The organism is Streptomyces sp. C1-1 (assembly GCF_050214755.1).
Classification (GTDB): domain Bacteria; phylum Actinomycetota; class Actinomycetes; order Streptomycetales; family Streptomycetaceae; genus Streptomyces.
Map to the genome: position 1 here is coordinate 1,129,089 of NZ_CP189826.1, position 19,076 is coordinate 1,148,164.

The 19,076-nt window shown below is 72.8% G+C and carries 19 protein-coding genes; 11 read left to right on the forward strand and 8 right to left on the reverse strand.

All coding sequences use genetic code 11. The features are described 5' to 3' along the window. Positions 1 to 4: 4 nt before the first annotated feature. Entirely contained in the window at positions 5 to 1,480 is a 1,476-nt protein-coding gene (locus ACQF4J_RS05135; RefSeq protein WP_427164761.1) for an MFS transporter, read from the reverse strand. A gap of 305 nt (positions 1,481 to 1,785) precedes the next feature. Between ACQF4J_RS05135 and ACQF4J_RS05140 the strand changes: the two genes are divergently transcribed. Then, positions 1,786 to 3,111, forward strand: coding sequence for a lipase family protein (locus ACQF4J_RS05140; protein ID WP_427164763.1), 1,326 nt, complete (start codon positions 1,786 to 1,788; stop codon positions 3,109 to 3,111). 10 nt (positions 3,112 to 3,121) lie between these two features. Here the strand turns inward: ACQF4J_RS05140 and ACQF4J_RS05145 are convergent, their stop codons facing one another. Continuing rightward, the gene (locus tag ACQF4J_RS05145; RefSeq protein WP_351563871.1) at positions 3,122 to 3,802 is read right to left on the reverse strand and encodes a dienelactone hydrolase family protein; all 681 of its coding nucleotides are present in this window, start codon (positions 3,800 to 3,802) and stop codon (positions 3,122 to 3,124) included. 194 nt (positions 3,803 to 3,996) lie between these two features. Between ACQF4J_RS05145 and ACQF4J_RS05150 the strand changes: the two genes are divergently transcribed. After that, the gene (locus ACQF4J_RS05150) at positions 3,997 to 4,716 is read left to right on the forward strand and encodes an FAD binding domain-containing protein (protein WP_427164764.1); all 720 of its coding nucleotides are present in this window, start codon (positions 3,997 to 3,999) and stop codon (positions 4,714 to 4,716) included. A 21-nt stretch (positions 4,717 to 4,737) separates the two neighbouring features. Further along, positions 4,738 to 5,385 carry a hypothetical protein gene (locus ACQF4J_RS05155; protein WP_427164765.1) on the forward strand — a complete coding sequence of 216 codons (648 nt, stop codon included), beginning with the start codon at positions 4,738 to 4,740 and terminating at the stop codon, positions 5,383 to 5,385. A gap of 16 nt (positions 5,386 to 5,401) precedes the next feature. On the opposite strand, the gene ACQF4J_RS05160 is transcribed toward ACQF4J_RS05155, so the two are convergent. Next, on the reverse strand, positions 5,402 to 6,142 hold the full coding sequence (locus ACQF4J_RS05160) for a GntR family transcriptional regulator (protein ID WP_351563876.1): 741 nt from the start codon (positions 6,140 to 6,142) through the stop codon (positions 5,402 to 5,404). Positions 6,143 to 6,354: 212 nt separating this feature from the next. Between ACQF4J_RS05160 and ACQF4J_RS05165 the strand changes: the two genes are divergently transcribed. Genes ACQF4J_RS05165 through ACQF4J_RS05185 form a run of 5 tightly spaced genes read left to right on the forward strand, consistent with a single transcriptional unit; the run spans position 6,355 to position 11,805 of the window. Next, positions 6,355 to 7,506: an ABC transporter substrate-binding protein gene (locus tag ACQF4J_RS05165; protein ID WP_351563878.1), complete on the forward strand. Its 1,152-nt coding sequence runs from the start codon at positions 6,355 to 6,357 to the stop codon at positions 7,504 to 7,506. Then, a complete protein-coding gene (locus ACQF4J_RS05170) occupies positions 7,503 to 8,402 on the forward strand; it encodes an ABC transporter permease (protein ID WP_351563880.1) in 900 nt (299 codons plus the stop codon). The genes ACQF4J_RS05165 and ACQF4J_RS05170 overlap by 4 nt, the downstream gene beginning before the upstream one ends. After that, positions 8,390 to 9,205: an ABC transporter permease gene (locus ACQF4J_RS05175; RefSeq protein ID WP_351563882.1), complete on the forward strand. Its 816-nt coding sequence runs from the start codon at positions 8,390 to 8,392 to the stop codon at positions 9,203 to 9,205. Before ACQF4J_RS05170 ends, ACQF4J_RS05175 begins: the two co-directional genes overlap by 13 nt. A gap of 3 nt (positions 9,206 to 9,208) precedes the next feature. Then, positions 9,209 to 10,285 (forward strand): ABC transporter ATP-binding protein, encoded by a 1,077-nt coding sequence (locus tag ACQF4J_RS05180; protein ID WP_427164767.1) that lies wholly within the window; start codon positions 9,209 to 9,211, stop codon positions 10,283 to 10,285. A 53-nt stretch (positions 10,286 to 10,338) separates the two neighbouring features. Then, complete coding sequence (locus ACQF4J_RS05185; RefSeq protein ID WP_351803729.1) at positions 10,339 to 11,805, forward strand: HAD-IA family hydrolase; 1,467 nt, start codon at positions 10,339 to 10,341, stop codon at positions 11,803 to 11,805. 24 nt (positions 11,806 to 11,829) lie between these two features. Here the strand turns inward: ACQF4J_RS05185 and ACQF4J_RS05190 are convergent, their stop codons facing one another. Continuing rightward, on the reverse strand, positions 11,830 to 12,243 hold the full coding sequence (locus ACQF4J_RS05190) for an SRPBCC family protein (protein ID WP_427164768.1): 414 nt from the start codon (positions 12,241 to 12,243) through the stop codon (positions 11,830 to 11,832). 304 nt (positions 12,244 to 12,547) lie between these two features. Between ACQF4J_RS05190 and ACQF4J_RS05195 the strand changes: the two genes are divergently transcribed. The 3 genes from ACQF4J_RS05195 to ACQF4J_RS05205 all read left to right on the forward strand — a co-directional run bounded on the left by ACQF4J_RS05195 (position 12,548) and on the right by ACQF4J_RS05205 (position 14,084). Beyond that, positions 12,548 to 12,922 carry a hypothetical protein gene (locus ACQF4J_RS05195; protein WP_142145747.1) on the forward strand — a complete coding sequence of 125 codons (375 nt, stop codon included), beginning with the start codon at positions 12,548 to 12,550 and terminating at the stop codon, positions 12,920 to 12,922. A gap of 193 nt (positions 12,923 to 13,115) precedes the next feature. After that, a complete protein-coding gene (locus ACQF4J_RS05200; RefSeq protein WP_351563889.1) occupies positions 13,116 to 13,502 on the forward strand; it encodes an ArsR/SmtB family transcription factor in 387 nt (128 codons plus the stop codon). 114 nt (positions 13,503 to 13,616) lie between these two features. Beyond that, positions 13,617 to 14,084, forward strand: a complete 468-nt coding sequence (locus ACQF4J_RS05205; RefSeq protein WP_351563891.1) for a hypothetical protein — start codon at positions 13,617 to 13,619, stop codon at positions 14,082 to 14,084. Here the strand turns inward: ACQF4J_RS05205 and ACQF4J_RS05210 are convergent. From ACQF4J_RS05210 to ACQF4J_RS05225, 4 genes are all read right to left on the reverse strand, one after another. After that, on the reverse strand, positions 14,066 to 15,094 hold the full coding sequence (locus ACQF4J_RS05210; RefSeq protein ID WP_427164769.1) for an MASE1 domain-containing protein: 1,029 nt from the start codon (positions 15,092 to 15,094) through the stop codon (positions 14,066 to 14,068). The genes ACQF4J_RS05205 and ACQF4J_RS05210 overlap by 19 nt on opposite strands. A 91-nt stretch (positions 15,095 to 15,185) precedes the next feature. Next, complete coding sequence (locus ACQF4J_RS05215; RefSeq protein WP_351563895.1) at positions 15,186 to 16,016, reverse strand: PP2C family protein-serine/threonine phosphatase; 831 nt, start codon at positions 16,014 to 16,016, stop codon at positions 15,186 to 15,188. Between the two features lie 137 nt (positions 16,017 to 16,153). Further along, entirely contained in the window at positions 16,154 to 17,794 is a 1,641-nt protein-coding gene (gene pgm, locus ACQF4J_RS05220) for a phosphoglucomutase (alpha-D-glucose-1,6-bisphosphate-dependent) (protein WP_351563897.1), read from the reverse strand. A gap of 81 nt (positions 17,795 to 17,875) precedes the next feature. Further along, positions 17,876 to 19,051: a serine hydrolase domain-containing protein gene (locus ACQF4J_RS05225; RefSeq protein WP_351563899.1), complete on the reverse strand. Its 1,176-nt coding sequence runs from the start codon at positions 19,049 to 19,051 to the stop codon at positions 17,876 to 17,878. Positions 19,052 to 19,076: the final 25 nt, after the last annotated feature.

A 19,076-nucleotide genomic window follows, 5' to 3' on the forward strand; every position in this document is an offset into this window, starting at 1 on the left:
GCCCTCACCCCTGGCCCGCGTGCAGATGGCTGTGGGACACCTCCGGCGGGCACGGCGTGTCCTCGCCCCGGCGGTCGCGCCGCCAGTCGTGCGCCGCGAGGGCGAGTGAGCACAGCACGGGCAGGACGCCGACGCCGACGGCGGTCGCCACGGCGAGGTGGAAGTCGTGTCCGCGGGCGCCCAGCACGACGTAGAACAGGCCGGGCAGCGCGGCCGTGCCGACGGCCCCGCCCAGCCGCTGCCCGGTCTGCAGGGCGCCGCCGGCCGCGCCCGCCATGCGCACCGGCACGTCCCGCAGCGTCATGGTGACGTTGGGCGAGATGACACAGCCGCTGCCCAGGCCGCCCACGAACAGCACGGGCGGGGTGAGCCACACGGCCAGTCCCTTCGGTGCCAGCCACAGGATCAGCGCGGTTCCGCCCAGGCCGAGGGCCACGCCGGCGAGTCCGCAGACGGTCAGCAGCCGGCCCAGCCGGTCCACCAGCCGGCCCGCCACCGCCGCGGCCAGCGCCGAGCCCAGCGCGAACGGCGTCACCGCGAGACCCGACCGCAGCGGCGAGTAGTCCAGACCGTTCTGGAAGAAGAGGGCGAAGACCAGCCACACACCGCTGAAGCCGACGAAGTAGAGGGTGGCGATGGCGGCGCCGACGGCGTAGCCGCGGGTCTCGGTCAGCAGCCGCGGGTCCAGCAGGGGCCGGCCCTCGCGGGCCGCGACCCGGCGTTCCCACCGGGCGAAGGCCACGAGCAGCGCGGGGCCCACGACGAACAGCCACCACAGCCGTCGTACGCCACCGGACTCGGCCAGGACCAGCGGCAGCATCAGCGCCAGGACACCGCAGCCCAGGAGCGCGACGCCGCCGAGATCGAGGCGTTCACGGCGGCCGGGGACCGCCCTGGGCAGCAGGCGGATGCCGAGCAGCAGGGCGATCGCGCCGACCGGGACGTTGACGTAGAAGATCCAGCGCCAGCCCTGGGGGCCGTCGGCCAGGGCGAGGATGAGTCCGCCGACGACGGGGCCGACGGCGCTGGAGATGCCCACGGTCGCGCCGAACAGGCCGAAGGCGCGGCCGCGTTCGGCTCCGCGGAACATCTGCTGGATCAGTGCGGAGTTCTGCGGGGCCAGGCAGCCCGCGGCGACGCCCTGGGCGATGCGGGCGGCGACCAGGAAGGTGATGGTGGGAGCGGCGCCGGCCGCGGCGCTGCACAGCACGAAGGCGGTGAGGGCCAGCAGGAAGATGCGGTGCCTGCCCACCGCGTCGCCGATGCGCCCGGCGGTCACCAGGACCAGCGCGAAGGCGAGGGCGTAGCCGGAGACCACCCATTGGATGGCGGGCGCGCTCGCGTGCAGGTCCCGCTGCATGGACGGCAGCGCCACGGCGACGATCGTCACGTCCAGCAGGCTCATGAACCCCGCCACCAGGGTCACCCACAGGGCCCTCCACCGCCTGGGGTCGCTCCCGCCGTCCGTCTGTGTCGGCACGGTGCCTCCTCGCCCGATCACGTACCCGATCCGGTGAAGGGTTCCCGTATCCGCCGCGAATCATCGGCCCGGGCGCGTGTGCGGCCACGCAGGGCTCGTCCGGCGCCATATTACTGAAACGTAACCTTCCGAGGGCTACCCCCGGTAACAACGGCCTCGGTACCGTCCTGACACTTCGTCTAAGAACGGCGCGAGGTGCGGTGGGACGACCGCGCTCTCGTGCCGTCGGCACCTGCCCCACCAGGCCATCAGCCGCCCGAGCCGAAGACCGAGGCTCGGCCTCCACCCCGCACCGGAGGCTCGTCATGCCCGTTTCCCCACGCCAGCTCGCCGTGGCCGTCACCACCGCCGCGTGTCTCGGCGCCACCGCCGTGCCCGCCGCATCGGCGGCGCAGACCGACGCCGTCGTCTCCCGCGGCGTCACCATCCCGGAGTTCTACAACCCGCCCGCCGGCCTGCCGTCGGCCGACGGCGCCCTCGTGCGCAGCGAGCCGCTCCCCCTCGCGCTGAGCCTGCCGGGTGTAGACGGGCCGCTGCCGGGGAGGGCGACCCGGCTGATGTACAAGTCGACGGACTCCACCGGCCGTCCGATGGCGGTCACCGGCGCCTACATCGAACCGACCGCCGCCTGGAAGGGCAGCGGCGACCGGCCACTGGTCGCCCTGGCGCCCGGCACCCTGGGGCAGGGCGACCAGTGCTCGGCCTCCTACGGCCTCGAGCACCCGCTGCTGCTCAACGGCCAGACGGTGTCGGTCGCCTACGAGGACCTGGCGGCCTACCGCCTGCTGTCCGAGGGCGTCGCCGTCGTCGTCACCGACTACGCCGGACTCGGCGCCACCGACCGGCTGCACACCTACGTCAACCGCGTCGACGAGGCCCACGCCGTGCTCGACGCCGTCCGCGCGGCACGCTCCCTCCCCGGGGCCTCTATCACCTCCGCGTCACGCGTGGGCCTGTACGGCTACAGCCAGGGCGGCGGCGCGACCGCCGCAGCCGCCGAACTGCAGCCCTCCTACGCCCCCGACGTCACCCTCTCCGGCACCTACGCGGGCGCCCCGCCGGCCGACCTGGTCGAGGTGACCAGAGCGATCGACGGCAGCGAACTCGCGGGCGCGCTGGGCTGGTCGGTCAACGGCTTCCTGCAGTCCGACCCCGCGCTCGTGCCGATCGCCGACGCCCACCTCAACGCGGCGGGACGGGCGGCCCTCAAGGACCTGTCGACGATGTGCGTGGGGGACGCGCTGTTCTCCTACGGCGGCGCGCACAGCACCATGTGGACCACGGACGGCTCGTCGCTCAGCGACATCATCGCCTCGGAACCGGCCCTGCGGAACTTCCTGGCCGACCAGCGCATCGGCACGATGAAACCGGCCTCCCCGGTCCGGGTGGCCACCGGGACCAAGGACAACCTCGTCCCGCACGCCCAGGCCCGCCGGCTCGCCGTGGACTGGTGCGCCAAGGGGGCCGACGTGACGTACAAGCCGATCGGCCAGCTCGACCTGGGCAGCGCCCTGCTCAATCACCTCACCCCGCTGCTCACCGACCAGGGCGACGCCATCTCCTGGCTGACCGACCGGCTCGACGCCAAGCCGGCCACCTCCAACTGCGCTGATCTGCCCGGCCTTTCGTGAGGCACCCGTACTACAGCAGTACGGCGCCGTCCGCGGCGCAGGCCTCGGCGGCCAGCCCGCCGGGGCCGGGGTCCGGCCGCAGCATCTGGGCGACCAGCTCGGCCGTGACCCGGTGCCAGGCGCCGCTGCGCCGCAGCATCGCGTGGTCCCCGCCCCGGACGGTCACCATGCCGGCCGGGGTGCCCGCGGCCCGGGCCCGGCGCACGAAGTCCGCCGACTCGGCGGGCGCACACACCCGGTCGTGGTCGCCGTGGACGAGCACGATCCGCACCTCGCCGAGGTGGGCGACGGGGTCCGCGGGCGGGCACCAGGGCGCCAGGGCCAGCACGCCCCGCACCAAGGGGTGGGAGGCGGCGCGCAGGGCGGCCCTGGCCCCCATCGAGTGCCCGACCAGGACGACCTGCGGGGCCTCGGCCAGCTCAGCGAGTTCGTCGAGCGCGCGCAGGGCGTCGTCGGCCGGGTCACCGGTGTTCCAGCCCCGGTAGCGGTAGCGGACCTGCCCCAGCAGGGCGTCCGGGGGTGCCGCAGCGGCGGCCGCCCGCAGCACCGGATGCATACGGAGCGCGGCCGCCTGCCAGGGGCGCACCGCACGGCGGCTCACCTCCTGGCCGCCGTGCAGCGTCACGATCGCGGCGGAAACGGACTGCTGCGGTGCGTGCCGCACGATCAGTGCGGACTCGTTGCGTTGCACCCTCCCACCATGCCCCATCCAGCGGAGCCCCGGCTCCCGGGCTCCCCTCCCGCCCCGGGGTGGGGGCGCACGCACAGACCAGTGAGCCCTGCATGCGCCTCCGCCACCAGGGGGAGGATGTGCCGTGTCGGCGACCGCTCGGCCGGGACATCCCGTACCTGAGCTCAACCCCGTCGAGAAAGCAGGTCGGCTCCGTGCTGTTGCGTCTGCCCGAGTCCGTGTCCGAAGCGCAGGAGTACGTCGCCCAGGGGGCCGTGCCCGTCGGCGGGGCCACGCTGGTGTGGGCGGGCTGGCAACGCGACGGGTTCCCCGAGCAGGCCATGTCCCTGCGCAACCTGCCCGAGGCCAACGTCGTCGAGAGCGGCAGGCTGGGCGCCGCGGTGGTGCTGAACCGGATCGACGAGCGGGTCCCGGAGGTGCTCCGGCAGGCCGCCGCCCGGGTGGGGACCGGTGCCGTGCGGCGGACGGCCACCGTCGGCGGCAACATCGTCGGCAGCACGCTGCGCTGCCTGCTGCCCGCCGCCCTGGTGCTCGACGCCCGCGCGACGGTGCTGGAACGGGACCAGGTCTTCGAGACCGATCTGGCCGAAGTCCTCGCCAAACAGCACCTGTTGCTCAGCCTCCACTGGTCCGAGCCGCTGGTCAGCGGCTACCGCAAGCTGGAGGGGGAGGCCGGCGGTCCCCCGCCGCTGGTCGTCGCGGCCGCGGTGCACGCCGGGGAGGAAGGGCCGGCCCAGGTACGCGTCGCGGTCCGCGACGGCTACGACGTCATCGCCGCCGGTGTCCCGTGCGGCGACGGTGCCGAACCGACCCTGGACGCCCTGCGGGAGACGGCCGTCGGCACGCTGCACACGACGGGCTGGCAGGTCGTGCACCGGCACGTCACCGAGCTGTTGGGGCGGCCGACGGTGTAGCGGCCCCGGCATACTGGGCGCATGCGTCTCGGCGTGGTCACCGCGATCCTCTACTGCGTGCAGTTCAGCCCGGAGTTGGACGACGGCGAGGTCGAGCGCATCGCCGCCATGGTCCTGGAGCGGCCCTTCTACGACCTCACGGTCGAGGAGCAGTACGCCGGTGTCGAAGCGGTGCTTGCCGCAACGGTCTGGGAGGACGATCCGTCCTGGCACCCGCACGGCGAGGCGGCCGTCCGGGACTTCCTGCGGCGGCTGCTCCAGCGCCTGGACGCACTGCGGCCGTGGCAGGAACCGCCGTACCGCAGCCTGGCGCTGGAGCGCTGGGAGGAGTACCGCAGCGGGCGGCTGCTGGCGCACGTGCGGCTGTACGCGCCACCCCAGGACCCGCTGTTCTCCCGTCTGCGGCCCGTGCCCGGGGACGAGCACCAACTGCGTGCGGCCCTGCTGCGGCTGCGCTCCGGGGACGAAGTCGCCCTGGTGGCACCGCCGTTGTCGGGCGCGGGGGACGCGGTGCTGATGGCGCTGGCCCCGCACCGGCCCGCCCCGCAGGTGATCGAGGCGTTCGTCACCCACACCGGGTACGAGCGCGAGCGGGTGTCCCCGGCGGTGCGGCGGTGGTGGCGGCGGCGACCGGTCCTGCCCGCGGGCGTGCGGCCCACCGGGGCGTGAATCCGCGGCCCGGTCGTCAGTCGGCCGTCTTGCGGGCGAGGGCGTTGTTGTCGATGGAGTTGTGCACGCTGAAGCTGACGGCGTCCGGGCGGTAGCGGTCGTCCGACCACTCCACCGGGCGTCCCTCGCGGGTGGTGGTCACGCGGCGCACGCGCAGCAGCGGGCTGGTGCGGCGGATGCCGAGGAGTTCGGCGTCCTGCGCGCTCGCGGCGACGGCGTCGATGACGTGCTCGCCGTAGGCGAAGACGAGACCGGTGCTCTCGTACAGCAGTTGGGTGACGGAGGCCGCGTCGGGGTCGACGGTCTCGACGGCGGGTGAGATCCAGTCGGCGTACACGGTCCGCTCCACCAGGACCGGCTCGCCGTCCAGCCCGCGCACCCGCAGCACGTGCAACACCCGGGTTCCCTGGCGCAGTTGGAGGCGTGCGGCGTCCTGGGCGGTGGCGGGCAGGTACTCCTGGGCGACGACGTGGCCGGTCGCCTCGCGGCCCATCGCCCGCGCCCACTGGGCGAAGCTGCGCAGTTCGGCGAAGCTCTGGCTGCGGCGGCTGGCGAGGACGACCCGGCGGGCGCCCTGCCGGGAGCCGATCAGCCCCTCGGCGGTCAGCGCGGCGACGGCCTGGCGGACGGTGCCGCGCGAGACGCCGTAGTGGGCGGCGAGCTCCGTCTCGGACGGCAGCCTGCCGCCCACTGTGTACTCCTCGCGGTCGATCGCCCGCCGCAGTTCGTCGGCGATCTCCTCGTGTCGCGTCGCCACCGTGCCCCTCCGAGTCTGCTGCTGTGCACAGCGTGACCACCCTAAACGAGGCCGACGATCGATCGCGCTTTCCCCGAACTGTGCAGGGAATGGGAGGTCACAATTTCGCCACTGTTTACGAAGGCGTCACCACAGGCAGCATTACTGAGGCCAACTTGTTCAGACAAGTTCTCAGTCTTCGTGCGTCCCCTGCGCCCCCTTCTGGAGTCCCCGTGTCCCAGCCGAGAACAGCCGCTCTGGCCTGCTCCCTCGCCGTCGTCGCCGCGCTCGCCCTGAGCGCCTGCGGCGCGGCCCCCGACAACGCGTCGACCACCGCCGACGGCAAGAGCGCCGCCACCGCCACCTCCGCCGCCGACTTCGGCGGCATGTCCAAGCTGGTGGCCGCGGCGAAGAAGGAGGGCACGCTGCACGCCATCGCGCTGCCCCGCGACTGGGCCAACTACGGCGCCCTCATCGACGGCTTCCAGAAGAAGTACGGCATCAAGATCCAGGTGGAGAACCCCGACGGCTCCAGCCAGGACGAGATCAACGCCGTGACCTCCCGCAAGGGCCAGGACCGCGCCCCGGACGTCCTCGACCTCGGCTCCTCCTTCGCCCTCAGCGCCGCCCAGCAGGGCCTGCTCGCGCCGTACAAGGTGGCCGCCTACGCCGACATCCCGGCCGGGCAGAAGGACCCGCAGGCCCGCTGGTACAACGACTACGGCGGCTACATCTCCATCGGCTGCGACGCCAAGCGCGTCAAGGCCTGCCCCACCACCTTCGCGGACCTGCTCAAGCCGCAGTACAAGGGCCAGGTCGCCCTCAACGGCAACCCGACCAAGTCCGGTTCGGCCTTCGGCGGTGTGTACGCGGCCGCGCTCGCGAACGGCGGCTCCTTCGACGACGTCCAGCCCGGCCTGGACTTCTTCGCCAAGCTGAAGAAGAACGGCAACTACACGCCCGTGGAGTCCACTCCGGCGACCGTCGAGAAGGGCGAGACGCCGATCAGCATCGACTGGGACTACCTCAACGCCGGCTACGCGGACGAGTTCAAGTCCAAGGGCGTCGACTGGAAGGTGGCCGTGCCGACCGACGGCCAGTTCTCCCAGTACTACTCCCAGGCCGTCAACAAGGACGCCCCGCACCCGGCGGCCGCCCGTCTGTGGCAGGAGTACCTCTACAGCGCCGACGGCCAGAACCTGTGGCTCAAGGGCTACGCCCGCCCGGCGCTGATGACGGCCATGGACAAGGCCGGCACCCTCGACAAGGAGGCCGCGGCCAAGCTGCCGGAGGTCTCCGGTACGCCGTCCTTCCCGTCCGAGGCCCAGCAGAGCAAGGCCAAGACGGTCATCGCGCAGGGCTGGGCGAAGGCCGTCAGCGGATGACGGCGACCCTCACGGGCGTGGACGTGGCGCCGCCGGTCACCTCGGTGAAACGGCGGCGCCGTGCCCCCGGCTGGCTGGCCGTCGTCCCGCTGCTCGTGTTCACCGCGATCGCCTTCGGGGTGCCGGCGATCGCCATGCTCAACGGCGCCTTCAGCGTCAAGGACCAGGCCACCGGCGCCAGTTCGTACAGCGGCCAGAACCTGACCACCTCCCTGCACGGCGCCTATCTGACCGCGCTGCTCGGCAGCGTCAAGCTGTCGGCCGTCTCCGCCGGTATCGGCACCGTGCTCGGGCTGCCCCTCGCCCAGGTCGTGGTCACCTCCCGCTTCCGGGCACTGCGCGACGCCGTGCTGACCGCGTCCGGCGTGCTCGCCAACTTCGGCGGCATCCCGCTGGCCTTCGCCTTCGTCGCCACGCTCGGCAACGCCGGCGTGCTGACCCGGCACCTGGGCCTGACGAAGGCCGGCTGGGACCTCTACAGCTTCTGGGGCCTGGTCATCGTCTACCTGTACTTCCTGATCCCGCTGATGGTGCTCACCATCACGCCGGCCCTGGAGGGCCTGCGCGCGCAGTGGCGGGAGGCGGCGCAGAACAACGGGGCCACGACCGTGCAGTACTGGCTGCACGTCGCCCTGCCCGTGCTGCTGCCGTCGCTGCTGGGCGGGTTCGTGCTGCTGTTCGGCAGCGCGTTCGCCGCGTACGCCACCGCCGCGGCCATGGTGGGCAGTTCGGTGCCGCTGGTGACGCTGCAGATCGCCGACGCCATCTCCGGCAACGTACTGGTCGGCCAGGAGAACGTGGCACTCGCCCTCAGCCTCGACATGGTCCTGGTCGCGGGCCTCGTCATGGCCGTGTACCTGCCCCTGCAACGACGGAGCGCGCGATGGCTCGCCTGAACCCGTGGCGGTGGGTCGTCCTCGGCCTGGCCGCGCTGTACTTCCTGGTGCCGCTGGCCTCGTCCGTGATCTTCACCGTGGACGTGCCCGGCCAGGGCGTCACCTTCGACGCCTACTCGCAGATCGTCTCCGCCGACGGCTTCGTCTCCAGCCTGCTGCTCTCCCTGGAGCTGGCAGTGGCGACCATCGCGATCGTGCTGCTGCTGATGGTGCCCGCCATGGTGGCCCTGCGGCTCGGCGCACCCCGGCTGCGGCCGGTGGTCGAGGTCATCTGCCAACTGCCGCTGGTGGTACCGCCGATCGCCTTCGTCGCCGGGATCTCCACCGTTCTGAAGTGGGGCCCCGACTATCTCTCCCGGACGCCGCTGTTCGAGACGTTCGTGGCGATCCAGAACCCGAGCTTCCCGTTCGTGCTGGTCATGGCGTACGTCGTGATGGCGCTGCCGTTCGTGCACCGGGCGCTGGACGCCGGACTGCGCGCGATCGACGTGCGCACCCTCGTCGAGGCCGCCCGCAGCTGCGGCGCGAGCTGGCCGCAGGCCCTGCTGCGGACCGTGCTGCCCAACCTGCGCGGGGCGCTGCTGAACGCGGCCTTCCTGACCCTCGCGCTGGTCCTCGGCGAGTTCACCGTGGCCCAGCTGCTGGGCTTCCAGCCGTTCGCCGTGTGGATCTACAGCGTCGGCGGCTCGCAGGCCCAGCTGTCCGTCGCCGTGTCCGTGCTCAGCCTGCTCGTCACATGGGCCCTGCTCCTCGCGCTCGCCGGTGTCGGCGGCCGCACCCGTACCGCTTCGTCCCGGGGATGAACCATGACCGCCACCACGCTTGAGAAGGCCGCCGTCGACAAGGCCGCCACCGTCGAATTCCGCGGTCTGCGGCGAGAGTTCGGGGCCACAGTGGCCCTGGACGGGCTCGATCTGACCGTACGCCCCGGGGAGTTCCTGGCGCTGCTGGGCCCGTCCGGGTGCGGCAAGACCACCGCGCTGCGCATGCTCGCCGGGTTCGAACACCCCGACGCCGGTGCGGTGCTGGTCGACGGCAAGGACGTCACCGACGTGCCCGCCCATCGCCGTGACGCCGGGATGGTCTTCCAGTCGTACAGCCTCTTCCCGCATCTGAACGCGCTCGACAACGTCGCCTTCGGGCTGCGCATGCGCAAGGTGGGCGCCGCCGAACGCCGCTCCCGCGCGGCCGAGTTGCTGGAGCTGATCGGTCTCGACGACAAGGGCGACCGGTTCCCGCACCAGCTCTCCGGCGGCCAGCAGCAGCGCATCGCCCTCGCCCGGGCGCTCGCCCTGCGGCCCCGGGTGCTGCTGCTGGACGAGCCGCTGTCCGCGCTGGACGCCAAGGTGCGCCTCACGCTGCGCGAGGAGATCCGCCGGCTGCAGCAGGAACTCGGCATCACCACGCTGTTCGTCACGCACGACCAGGAGGAGGCCCTGTCGATCGCCGACCGGGTCGCGGTGATGCACGCGGGCCGGCTCGAACAGTGCGCCGAGCCCGCCGAGTTGTACGGACGGCCCGCGACGGCGTTCGTCGCCGAGTTCGTGGGCACCATGAGCCGGATACCGGGGCACCTGGCCGGGGAGACGGTCGAGGTCCTCGGGATGCGGCTGCCCGCCGAGGGGACCCTGCCGCAGGCGTCGGAGGTCCACGTCCTGGTGCGGCCCGAGGCCGTACGCGTCGAAGCGGACGCCACCGGCGGGGCGACGGTGATCGCCACCGCCTTCCTCGGCGCCTCCACCCGGCTGACCGTGCGCCTCGCCGACGGCACCGAGGTCAAGGCCGACCTGTCCACGCACGAGGCGGCAACACTGGGCGCCGGGGCCGCCGTACGGGTGTCGCTGCCCGAGCGGCCGGTGCTGGTCGCCGAACGAACGGCGTGAGGACACCCGCCGCCGGCTCCCGGCACATCCCCCCACACACGAAAGAAGAGACCGTGACCCGACCCCCGCTCCAGGCCGTCCTGTTCGACATGGACGGCACGCTCGTCGACACCGAGCGGCTGTGGTGGGACGCGGTGCAGGACGTCGCCACGGGCCTGGGCCGACCGCTGACCGAGGCCGACCAGCCGGAGGTGCTCGGCCGGCCCGTCGAGCACACCGCCGAGTGGCTGGGCCGGATCACCGGCACGCCGGGGCTCGCCGGCCGGCTGCACCGCGAGTTCGGCGACCGCGTCCGCACCGGCATCGTGCCGCGCCCCGGCGCCCTCGCCCTGCTGGACGCCCTCGCCCGCGACGGCGTCCCCACCGCCCTGGTCACCGCCTCCCCGCGGTCGGTCGCCGACAGCGTGCTGGCCGTGCTGGGGGCCGACCGCTTCCGGGTGTCGGTCACCGCCGACGACACCGTCAGCACCAAGCCCGCCCCCGACCCCTATCTCGCCGCCTGCCGCGCCCTCGGTGTCGAACCGGCCCGCTGCGTGGCCGTCGAGGACACCCCCACCGGCGTCAGCTCCGCCGAGGCGGCCGGCTGCGCGGTCCTCGCGGTGCCGTCGCTCGCCCCCATCGAGGCGGCGCCCGGGCGGACGGTCGTGGCCAGCCTGGAGGAGGTGACCGCGGAGCGGCTGCGGGGCCTGGTCCGGCCGCGGCTGCGCGTACTGAGCTGGAACCTCTGGCACGGCGGCACGAAGGTCGACGACCACCGCGCCAAGCAGCTCAAGGTCATCCTCGACACCGAGGCCGACGTGGTGGGCCTGCAGGAGACGGCCGGTACGGCGGCCCGGGAACTCGCCGAGGCACTGGGCTGGCACCACCACCAGGCCGGCGAGAACCTCGGCATCATCAGCCGCCACCCGATCACGGCCCGCCTCGGCGACCCGGCCGTCGGCTTCTACGGTGCGGCCGGAGCCCGCATCCGCCTCGGCGGCACGCGGGAGCTGGACGTGTGGACGGCCCACCTGCACTACACACCGTACGGGCCCTACGAGGCCGCCTTCGACGGGCTGCCGGCGGCCGAGCTGATCGCCCACGAGGACGTGCGGCTCGCGCAGATGCGGCAGGCCCTGCGGCAGATCGCCGAGGCGGCCGGCACGACCACGCCGGTCGTCCTGACCGGCGACTTCAACTGCCCTTCCCACCTGGACCGGACGGACGTGGCCTGGCCGGTGACCAGGGCGGCCGAGGAGGCGGGGCTGCGCGACTCCTACCGGGAGGCCCGTCCGGACCCGGCGCGCGACCCGGGCCACACCTGGTCGCCGGTCCACCCCCGGCACGAGGACGACCCCTCGCTCCCCGAGCCGCAGGACCGGATCGACTACGTGCTGCACAACGGCCGCGGCCTGCGGGTCCTCGACTCGCGCACGGTCGTCACCGGCGTCCCGCGCGCCTGGCCCGACGTCGCGGGCAACGACTGGCCCTCGGACCACGCGGCGGTGCTCACGACGTTCGAGCTGAACCCGCCGGACTGACCGGGGCCGGGCGCCCGGCCGCCGTCACCCGGCGGCGTTGTCGACCCGCAGACGCACCTGCTCCTCCAGCCGCTCCAGGCTGTGGTCGAGGGCCTCGCACGCCGCCGCCTCGCCCGGGTCGTGGCCGTCCTCGAGGAAGGACAGGTGCACGGTCACCTCGCTGGTGCCGGTGTCCAGGCCGGCGACCTGGAGCCAGCCGGCGTAGCCGCCGTCCTCCCGGGTGCCCCACTCCAGGCGCATCTGGTCGCGGCGCCGGCGCAGGAGCGCGGGCGTGTCGTGGTCGGCGCCGTCCTCGTGGACGGTGACCGCCGGCAGGTCGTCGGGGCGCACATGCAGCTCGCGGGGCAGCCAGCTGTCCAGCTGGCCGACGTTGGCCGCCTGGTCGAAGACGTGCTCCGGCAGGGCGGGCATCGTCCGGGAGCGTTCGTACTCGGTCATCGTTCATCACCTCCGCGATCGTGGCGCAGCACACGACGCGTGCCCCTTTTGAGGTGATTGAACCCACGACCTCGGCATCGGCCGGCGCGGGCGGCCGGAGGCCCCGGCTCGCGCACCGGACGACAACTTGTCACCCCTGTACGCCAGTTCCCGCTGTCCGAACGATCTCCCAGCGTCGTTTCCCGTCCATCATCCGTCAGTCCCGGAGACTCGCGTCCCGCGCCCCGGCTCCGCGCCTACCTTCCGAGGACCGGGCGGGCCGTCGGTCCGTCGCAGCCGACAAGCATTCGAAGGGGTGGGCGCCATGGCGGGCGTGGAAGTGTCACTGAAGGAAATGATGGCCGGGGTCGAGGGATCGGTGGGGGCCGCGGTCGTCGACTACACCAGCGGAATGGCCCTGGGCACACTGGGCGGCAGCAAGGACCTCGACCTGACGGTCGCGGCGGCCGGCAACACGGATGTGATCCGGGCCAAGGTGCGCACCATGGAGCAGTTGGGGCTCAAGAGCGGGATCGAGGACATCCTGATCACACTCGACCGGCAGTACCACCTGATCCGCCTGGTCGCCGGCCGCAACGGCAACGGCCTGTTCCTGTACCTCGTACTCGACAAGGAGCGCTCCAACCTGGCGATGGCCCGCCACCAGCTCAAGCGCGTCGAGGAACAGCTCGAGGTCTAAAGATCCCCCGGCGTCCGGGTGTCGTGCGCCCATGATGTGAAGACTTCTTCAACTCACCACATCAGCATGATCCCAATTCGTGCCTGCGCACGGCCCCGGGCGGCCAGGATCGGTTCCGAAGGGCAGCCGCGGCGGCGCCCTCGGGGCCGCCGCTCCATGGCAACCGCACCCGACCCGGCAGGGAGAGAGCACGATGCAGGTCCCCCTCTACCAGGCCAAGGCGGATTTCTTCCGCATGCTCGGGCATCCCGTGCGCATCCGGGTCCTGGAGCTGCTCCAGCACGGTCCGGTCCCCGTGCGGGACCTGCTGGCCGACATCGAGATCGAACCGTCCAGCCTCTCGCAGCAGCTGGCCGTGCTGCGCCGGTCCGGGATCGTGGTGTCCATCCGGGAGGGCTCCACCGTCACCTACGCCCTCGCCGGCGGTGACGTCGCCGAACTGCTGCGCGCGGCCCGCCGGATCCTGACCGAGCTGCTGGCCGGGCAGAACGAGCTCCTGGCCGAACTGCGGCAGGCCGACACCTCTCCCCCGCCGGTGTCCACGAGCCCCCCGCCGGTGTCGACGAGCGGCCGTGTCTGACGTCCGGCGGGAAACCGTCGCCGGCGCGTTGCTCCGCCCGAGTGGTGGATCCGTGCGCCCGGCCGTAGCGTCGAAGCGGGGACGGACGATGGTGGCTCGCGCTCGGGAGCGGTCATGCGCGGACAGGTAATCAGTACGGCGGTCGCACTCTGTTTCGCCGCGTCGCTCACCGCGGCGGCAGCGGCGCCTCCCTCGGCGGCCCGGCCCGCGTCGGCACCCGCCGCGCGGGCCGCACGGCCGCCGACCGGTCCCGTGCTCGTCGACTGCTTCTGGCACGCCCGGGTCCGCCCGGCGAACTTCATGCTCGCCTGCGGGGACGGCAACAGCCGCCTGGCGTCGCTGCGTTGGACGATGTGGGGCCGGGACTCGGCGCGGGCTCAGGGCGTGAACTGGGTCAACGACTGCAAGCCGTACTGCGCGGCCGGCCGGTTCCACGCCTACTCCGTGGTCGTACGGCTGGATCACGCGCAGCCCTGGAAGAAGCACCCGCGGCTGCGGCACTACACGCGGATGACGCTCGTCTACAACACCGACCGGCCGCGCTCCTTCCCGCGGACCGTGGTCTATCCGCTGTGGGACTGATCCTTCTCCTCGCGTGAGCCCTGGTCGCCCGCGTCCAGCGGCGACCGGCCCTGGAGGGACTCACCGGCGGTGAGGTGTTCCAGGACCTCGACCAGCTCCCTGCAGGCCTGTTCCACCGAGCGTCTGGTGTTGAGCTGTTCGGTGATCACCGCCGACAGCAGGAGGGCGGTCAGGGCCATCGCGCCGTTGAAGGCCTGGAGCTTGATCATCACTTCGATGCGGGTCATCCGGGCGAAGGGCCCGACCTGGTCCGTGGCGGCGACCGTGGCCATGACGGAGGCCAGGGCGGCGCACAGCATGCTGCCGGCGAGCTGGAAGCGCAGCGCGGCCCAGATCACCAGGGGGTAGACGAGGAACAGCAGGCTGATGTCGCTCCGGGTGGCGAAGGGGATGAGGCCGCCGGCGATGAGGGCCAGGCCCACGGCCTCCCTCCAGCGGGGCGTGCGCGGGAGCCGGTGCACCCGCCACAGTACGAGCAGGACCGGGGTGACGATCAGGACGCCCATGGCGTCGCCGGCGTACCAGGTCGACCAGACGAGCCAGAAGCCGCCGGCGGCGAGCTTGCCGGTGAGGACCAGGAGTCCGGCGCCGGCCGTTGCGCTGACCAGCATGGCGGTCAGCGCCCCGAGGAACACCAGGGCGAAGCCGTCCCGCAGCCGGGCGAGGTCCGTGCGGAAGCCCACCCGGCGCAGCAGGTAGTAGGCGCACACGGGGGCGGCGGTGTTGCCCACCAGGGTGCCGATGACGGTGGGCTGGATCGAGGTGATCGACATGACGACCAGCAGGGCGCCGAGTGCGATGCCGGGCCAGGAGCGCATCCCGAACAGCAGCAGACAGGCGACCGCGACGCCGGTGGGCGGCCAGACGGGGGTCACCACGGCGCCGTCCACCACCAGCTGCCGCATCAGCCCCAGCCGTCCGGCAGCAAAGTAGCAGGCGGCGACGGCCGTCACCTGGAGGGCGTAGCCGACCGGTCGGCGCAGATCCTCGGTACCCACCACATGTGCCATCACACACCGCCCGGCCCGTCTCTGCGAGGCGAGGGACGGTCCGGCGGGCCGTCGGCGGGGCGCCGCGGGCTCCCGTCGTGGTCGCGGGGTTCTACGCACCCGGGGCGAGGCCGTCGTGTCCGACCACGAGTACCGCCGCGTCGTCCTCGTGACCCACGCGCTCGGCGACCTTCATCACCGCGGCGGCGAGTGCGCCCGCCTCCATGCCGGCGACCGCGGCGATGCCGGCGAGGCGGACCACCTGGTCGAGGCCGTCGTCCACGCTCAGGGACGGTCCCTCGACCACGCCGTCCGTGAGCAGGACGAAGACGCCGCCGGTGGTGAGCCGCGACCGGGTGACCGGGAAGTCGACGCCCGACACGATGCCCAGCGGCGGGCCCCCCTCGCCGTCGGCGACACCGGACCGGCCGTCCGCGGTGGCCCAGATGTGCGGGATGTGCCCGGCCCGCGCGCTCTCCAGGACCCCGGTGGACGGGTCGAGCCGCATGAAGGTGCAGGTGGCGAAGAGGTCGGTACCGAGGGTCAGCAGCAGGTCGTTGGTCCGGGACAGCAGCTCTCCGGGCTCGCTGGTCACGGAGGCGAGGGCACGCAGGCCGACCCGGACCTGGCCCATGAAGGCGGCCGCCTCGATGTTGTGGCCCTGGACGTCCCCGATGGACAGGCCGATGTGCCCGTCGGGCAGGGTGAAGACGTCGTACCAGTCGCCGCCCACGTTGAGCCCGTGGTAAGCGGGGGCGTAGCGCACGGCCAGGTGGAAACCGCGGGCGATCGGCAGGTCCCGGGGCAGCATGCCGCGCTGGAGGGCGATGGCCAGCTCGACCCGGGAACGCTGCACCTCGGCGAGCTCGCGCGCCTGGGCGGTCAGCGAACCGAGTCGGGCGAGCAGCTCGTCGCCGTCCTCCGCGTCGCGCATGGTGGACATCGATCACTCCGGCGGGGCCGTGGGCCGTGACCCCTTCAAGGCAAAAACCCCGAATTCACATTTAAGAGGATGATAGCGACAAGCGAGGGCGGACCGACGGCCTTCCGTCGGCCCGCCCCGGGCACGAACCGGCCGCGTCAGCCGCCCAGCGCCGCCATGACCACGTCCTTCGCCTCGTCCTGCACCTGCGCGAGGTGCTCGGGCCCGCGGAAGGACTCGGCGTAGATCTTGTACACGTCCTCCGTGCCGGAGGGACGGGCCGCGAACCACGCGTTCTCGGTGGTCACCTTGATGCCGCCGATGGACGCGCCGTTGCCGGGCGCCTCGGTGAGCACCCCGGTGACCGCCTCCCCGGCGAGGGTGTCGGCGGTGACCTGCGCAGGGGAGAGCTTGCCCAGCAGCGCCTTCTCCTCCCGGGTCGCCGGGGCGTCGATGCGCGCGTAGGCGGGTTCGCCGAAGCGGTCCGTCATGGCGGCGTAGTGCTGCGACGGCGTCTTCCCGGTGACCGCGGTGATCTCGGAGGCGAGCAGCGCCAGGATGATGCCGTCCTTGTCCGTGGTCCACACCGAGCCGTCCCGGCGCAGGAAGGACGCGCCCGCCGACTCCTCCCCGCCGAAGCCGATGGAGCCGTCGACCAGCCCGTCCACGAACCACTTGAACCCGACGGGCACCTCGACGAGCCGCCGTCCCAGGTCCGCGGCTACCCGGTCGATCATGCCGGACGACACCAGGGTCTTGCCGATCCCCGCCTGCGCGGGCCACTGCTCGCGGTGGCTGTAGAGGTAGGAGATCGCGACGGCGAGGTAGTGGTTGGGGTTCATCAGGCCGGCGTCGGGGGTGACGATGCCGTGCCGGTCGGCGTCGGCGTCGTTACCGGTCGCGATCTGGAAGCGGTCGCGCTGCTCGATGAGCGAGGCCATCGCGTAGGGCGAGGAGCAGTCCATGCGGATCTTGCCGTCCCAGTCCAGCGTCATGAACCGCCAGGTGGGGTCGGCGAGCGGGTTGACCACGGTCAGGTCGAGGCGGTGCTGCTCGGCGATGCGGCCCCAGTAGGCGACGGACGCCCCGCCGAGCGGGTCGGCGCCGATGCGGATGCCGGCCGAGCGGACGGCGTCCAGGTCGAGCACGTTCGGCAGGTCGGCGACGTAGGCACCGAGGTAGTCGTGGCGGCGGGTGGTCTCGGCCGCGAGCGCCCGGGTGTACGGGATGCGCCGCACGTCCTTCAGACCGCCGGTGATGATCTCGTTGGCGCGGTCCTGGATCCAGGAGGTGGCGTCCGAGCCGGCCGGTCCGCCGCTGGGCGGGTTGTACTTGAAGCCGCCGTCGGCGGGCGGGTTGTGCGAGGGGGTGACCACCACGCCGTCGGCGAGGCCGGAGGAGCGGCCGCGGTTGTGGGTGAGGATGGCGTGCGACACGGCGGGGGTGGGCGTGTAGCCGTCGGCGCTGTCGATGAGCACGGTGACCCCGTTGGCCGCGAACACCTCCAGCGCGGTGACGCGGGCGGGCTCGGACAGGGCGTGGGTGTCGGCGCCGAGAAAGAGCGGCCCGTCGGTGCCCTGCCCGGCGCGGTACTCGCAGATCGCCTGGCTGGTGGCGGCGATGTGGTCCTCGTTGAACGCGGTCGTCAGGGACGATCCGCGGTGTCCTGACGTGCCGAACGCGACCCGCTGCCCCGGGTCGGCCGGGTCCGGGTGCAGCGCGTAGTACGCGGTGACCAGCCGGGCGACGTCGACGAGGTCCTCGGGGCCGGCCGGACGGCCCGCTCGCTCGTGCTGCATGTGCCCGCTCCTCCACATCGGTTGTCCAAACTGCTTGCCGCCCCATCTTCCCTCGTCGGGGCGGCACGCAGCGAGAGCGGGTCAGTGACCGGACGGACCGAGCAGCGCGCAGACGAAGTTCTCCTGAACGGCGCGCAGCCGCCGCAACAGGTCCGGCTTCAGGGCCTCGTTGATCTGGGTGGTGACGGAGAAGGTCAGGGAGCGGCTGCCGTCCGGGGTCGCGGCGATGAGCTGGGTGTAGCCGGGGAAGTTGCCGGTGTGGCCGAGGACGACACCGCACCGGGTGGTGTAGCGGAACAGGGCCAGGCCCGCGGAGTTGCTCCCGGGACCGGCGGGCTCGGAGGCGCCGGCGATCCAGTGCCTTTGCTGCCGTACGACGTCCGGGCCGTACAGGTGCCCGCCCGCGTAGCCGCGGATGAAGCGGGTCATGTCGGCGGGGGTGGAGATGATGCCTCCCGACGCCCAGGAGCCCGAGGCGCCGAGGAGTTCGCTGACGTCCTGCGGGGGCGCGGGCGGGCTGACGTCGTAGCCGTGCAGGTAGGGCTCCGGGATGCGGTAGCCCTGGGGCAGGCTCGTGTCGCGCAGGTGCAGGGGACGGTTGACGAGCTCACGCAGGAGCTGTTCGTACGGGGTGCCGGTGACGGCCTCCGCCATGAGGGCGACGGCGATGTTGTCGGAGTTGGAGTACTGGTAGCGGCTTCCCGGGGGGAACTCCAGGGGCCGGTCGGCGACGAAGTCGAGCAGGCGCCGGGAGTCGAACTGGTGGTGCGGGTCGGCCGCGAGGATGCTGCGGAACCTGGGCGAGGTGGTGTAGTCCGGCAGACCGCTGGTGTGGGCGAGGAGCTGACGCAAAGTCACTGCTGCCCAGGCACGCGGGAGTTGGGGAAGTCGCTTCCCGATGGTGTCGTCCAGCCGCAGGGCGCGCCGGTCGACCAGGGACAGCGCCACCGCGCCGCTGAAGGCCTTCGCCGTGCTGGCGATGCGCATGTGGTCGTGAGGAGCCGGGCGGCGGCCGGTGGCCAGGTCGGCGACACCCGCCCGGACGACGCGGGTGCGCCGGTCCCAACGCAGCACGGCGATGACGCCGGGCGGTCCGCCGGGCTCGTGCACGAGCTGCTCGGCCTGGCGCAACAGGTCGTCGTGGTGCGGGACGGGGGTCGCGGCGGTACCGGTCGCGGCCGGGCCGAGGGCCGTGACGCAGAGCGCGACGCAGCCGGAGATCAGTAGTCGGGAACGGGCGGCGAAGCGGCGGGGCATGGGCACTCCAGGCGAGGGTGGGACT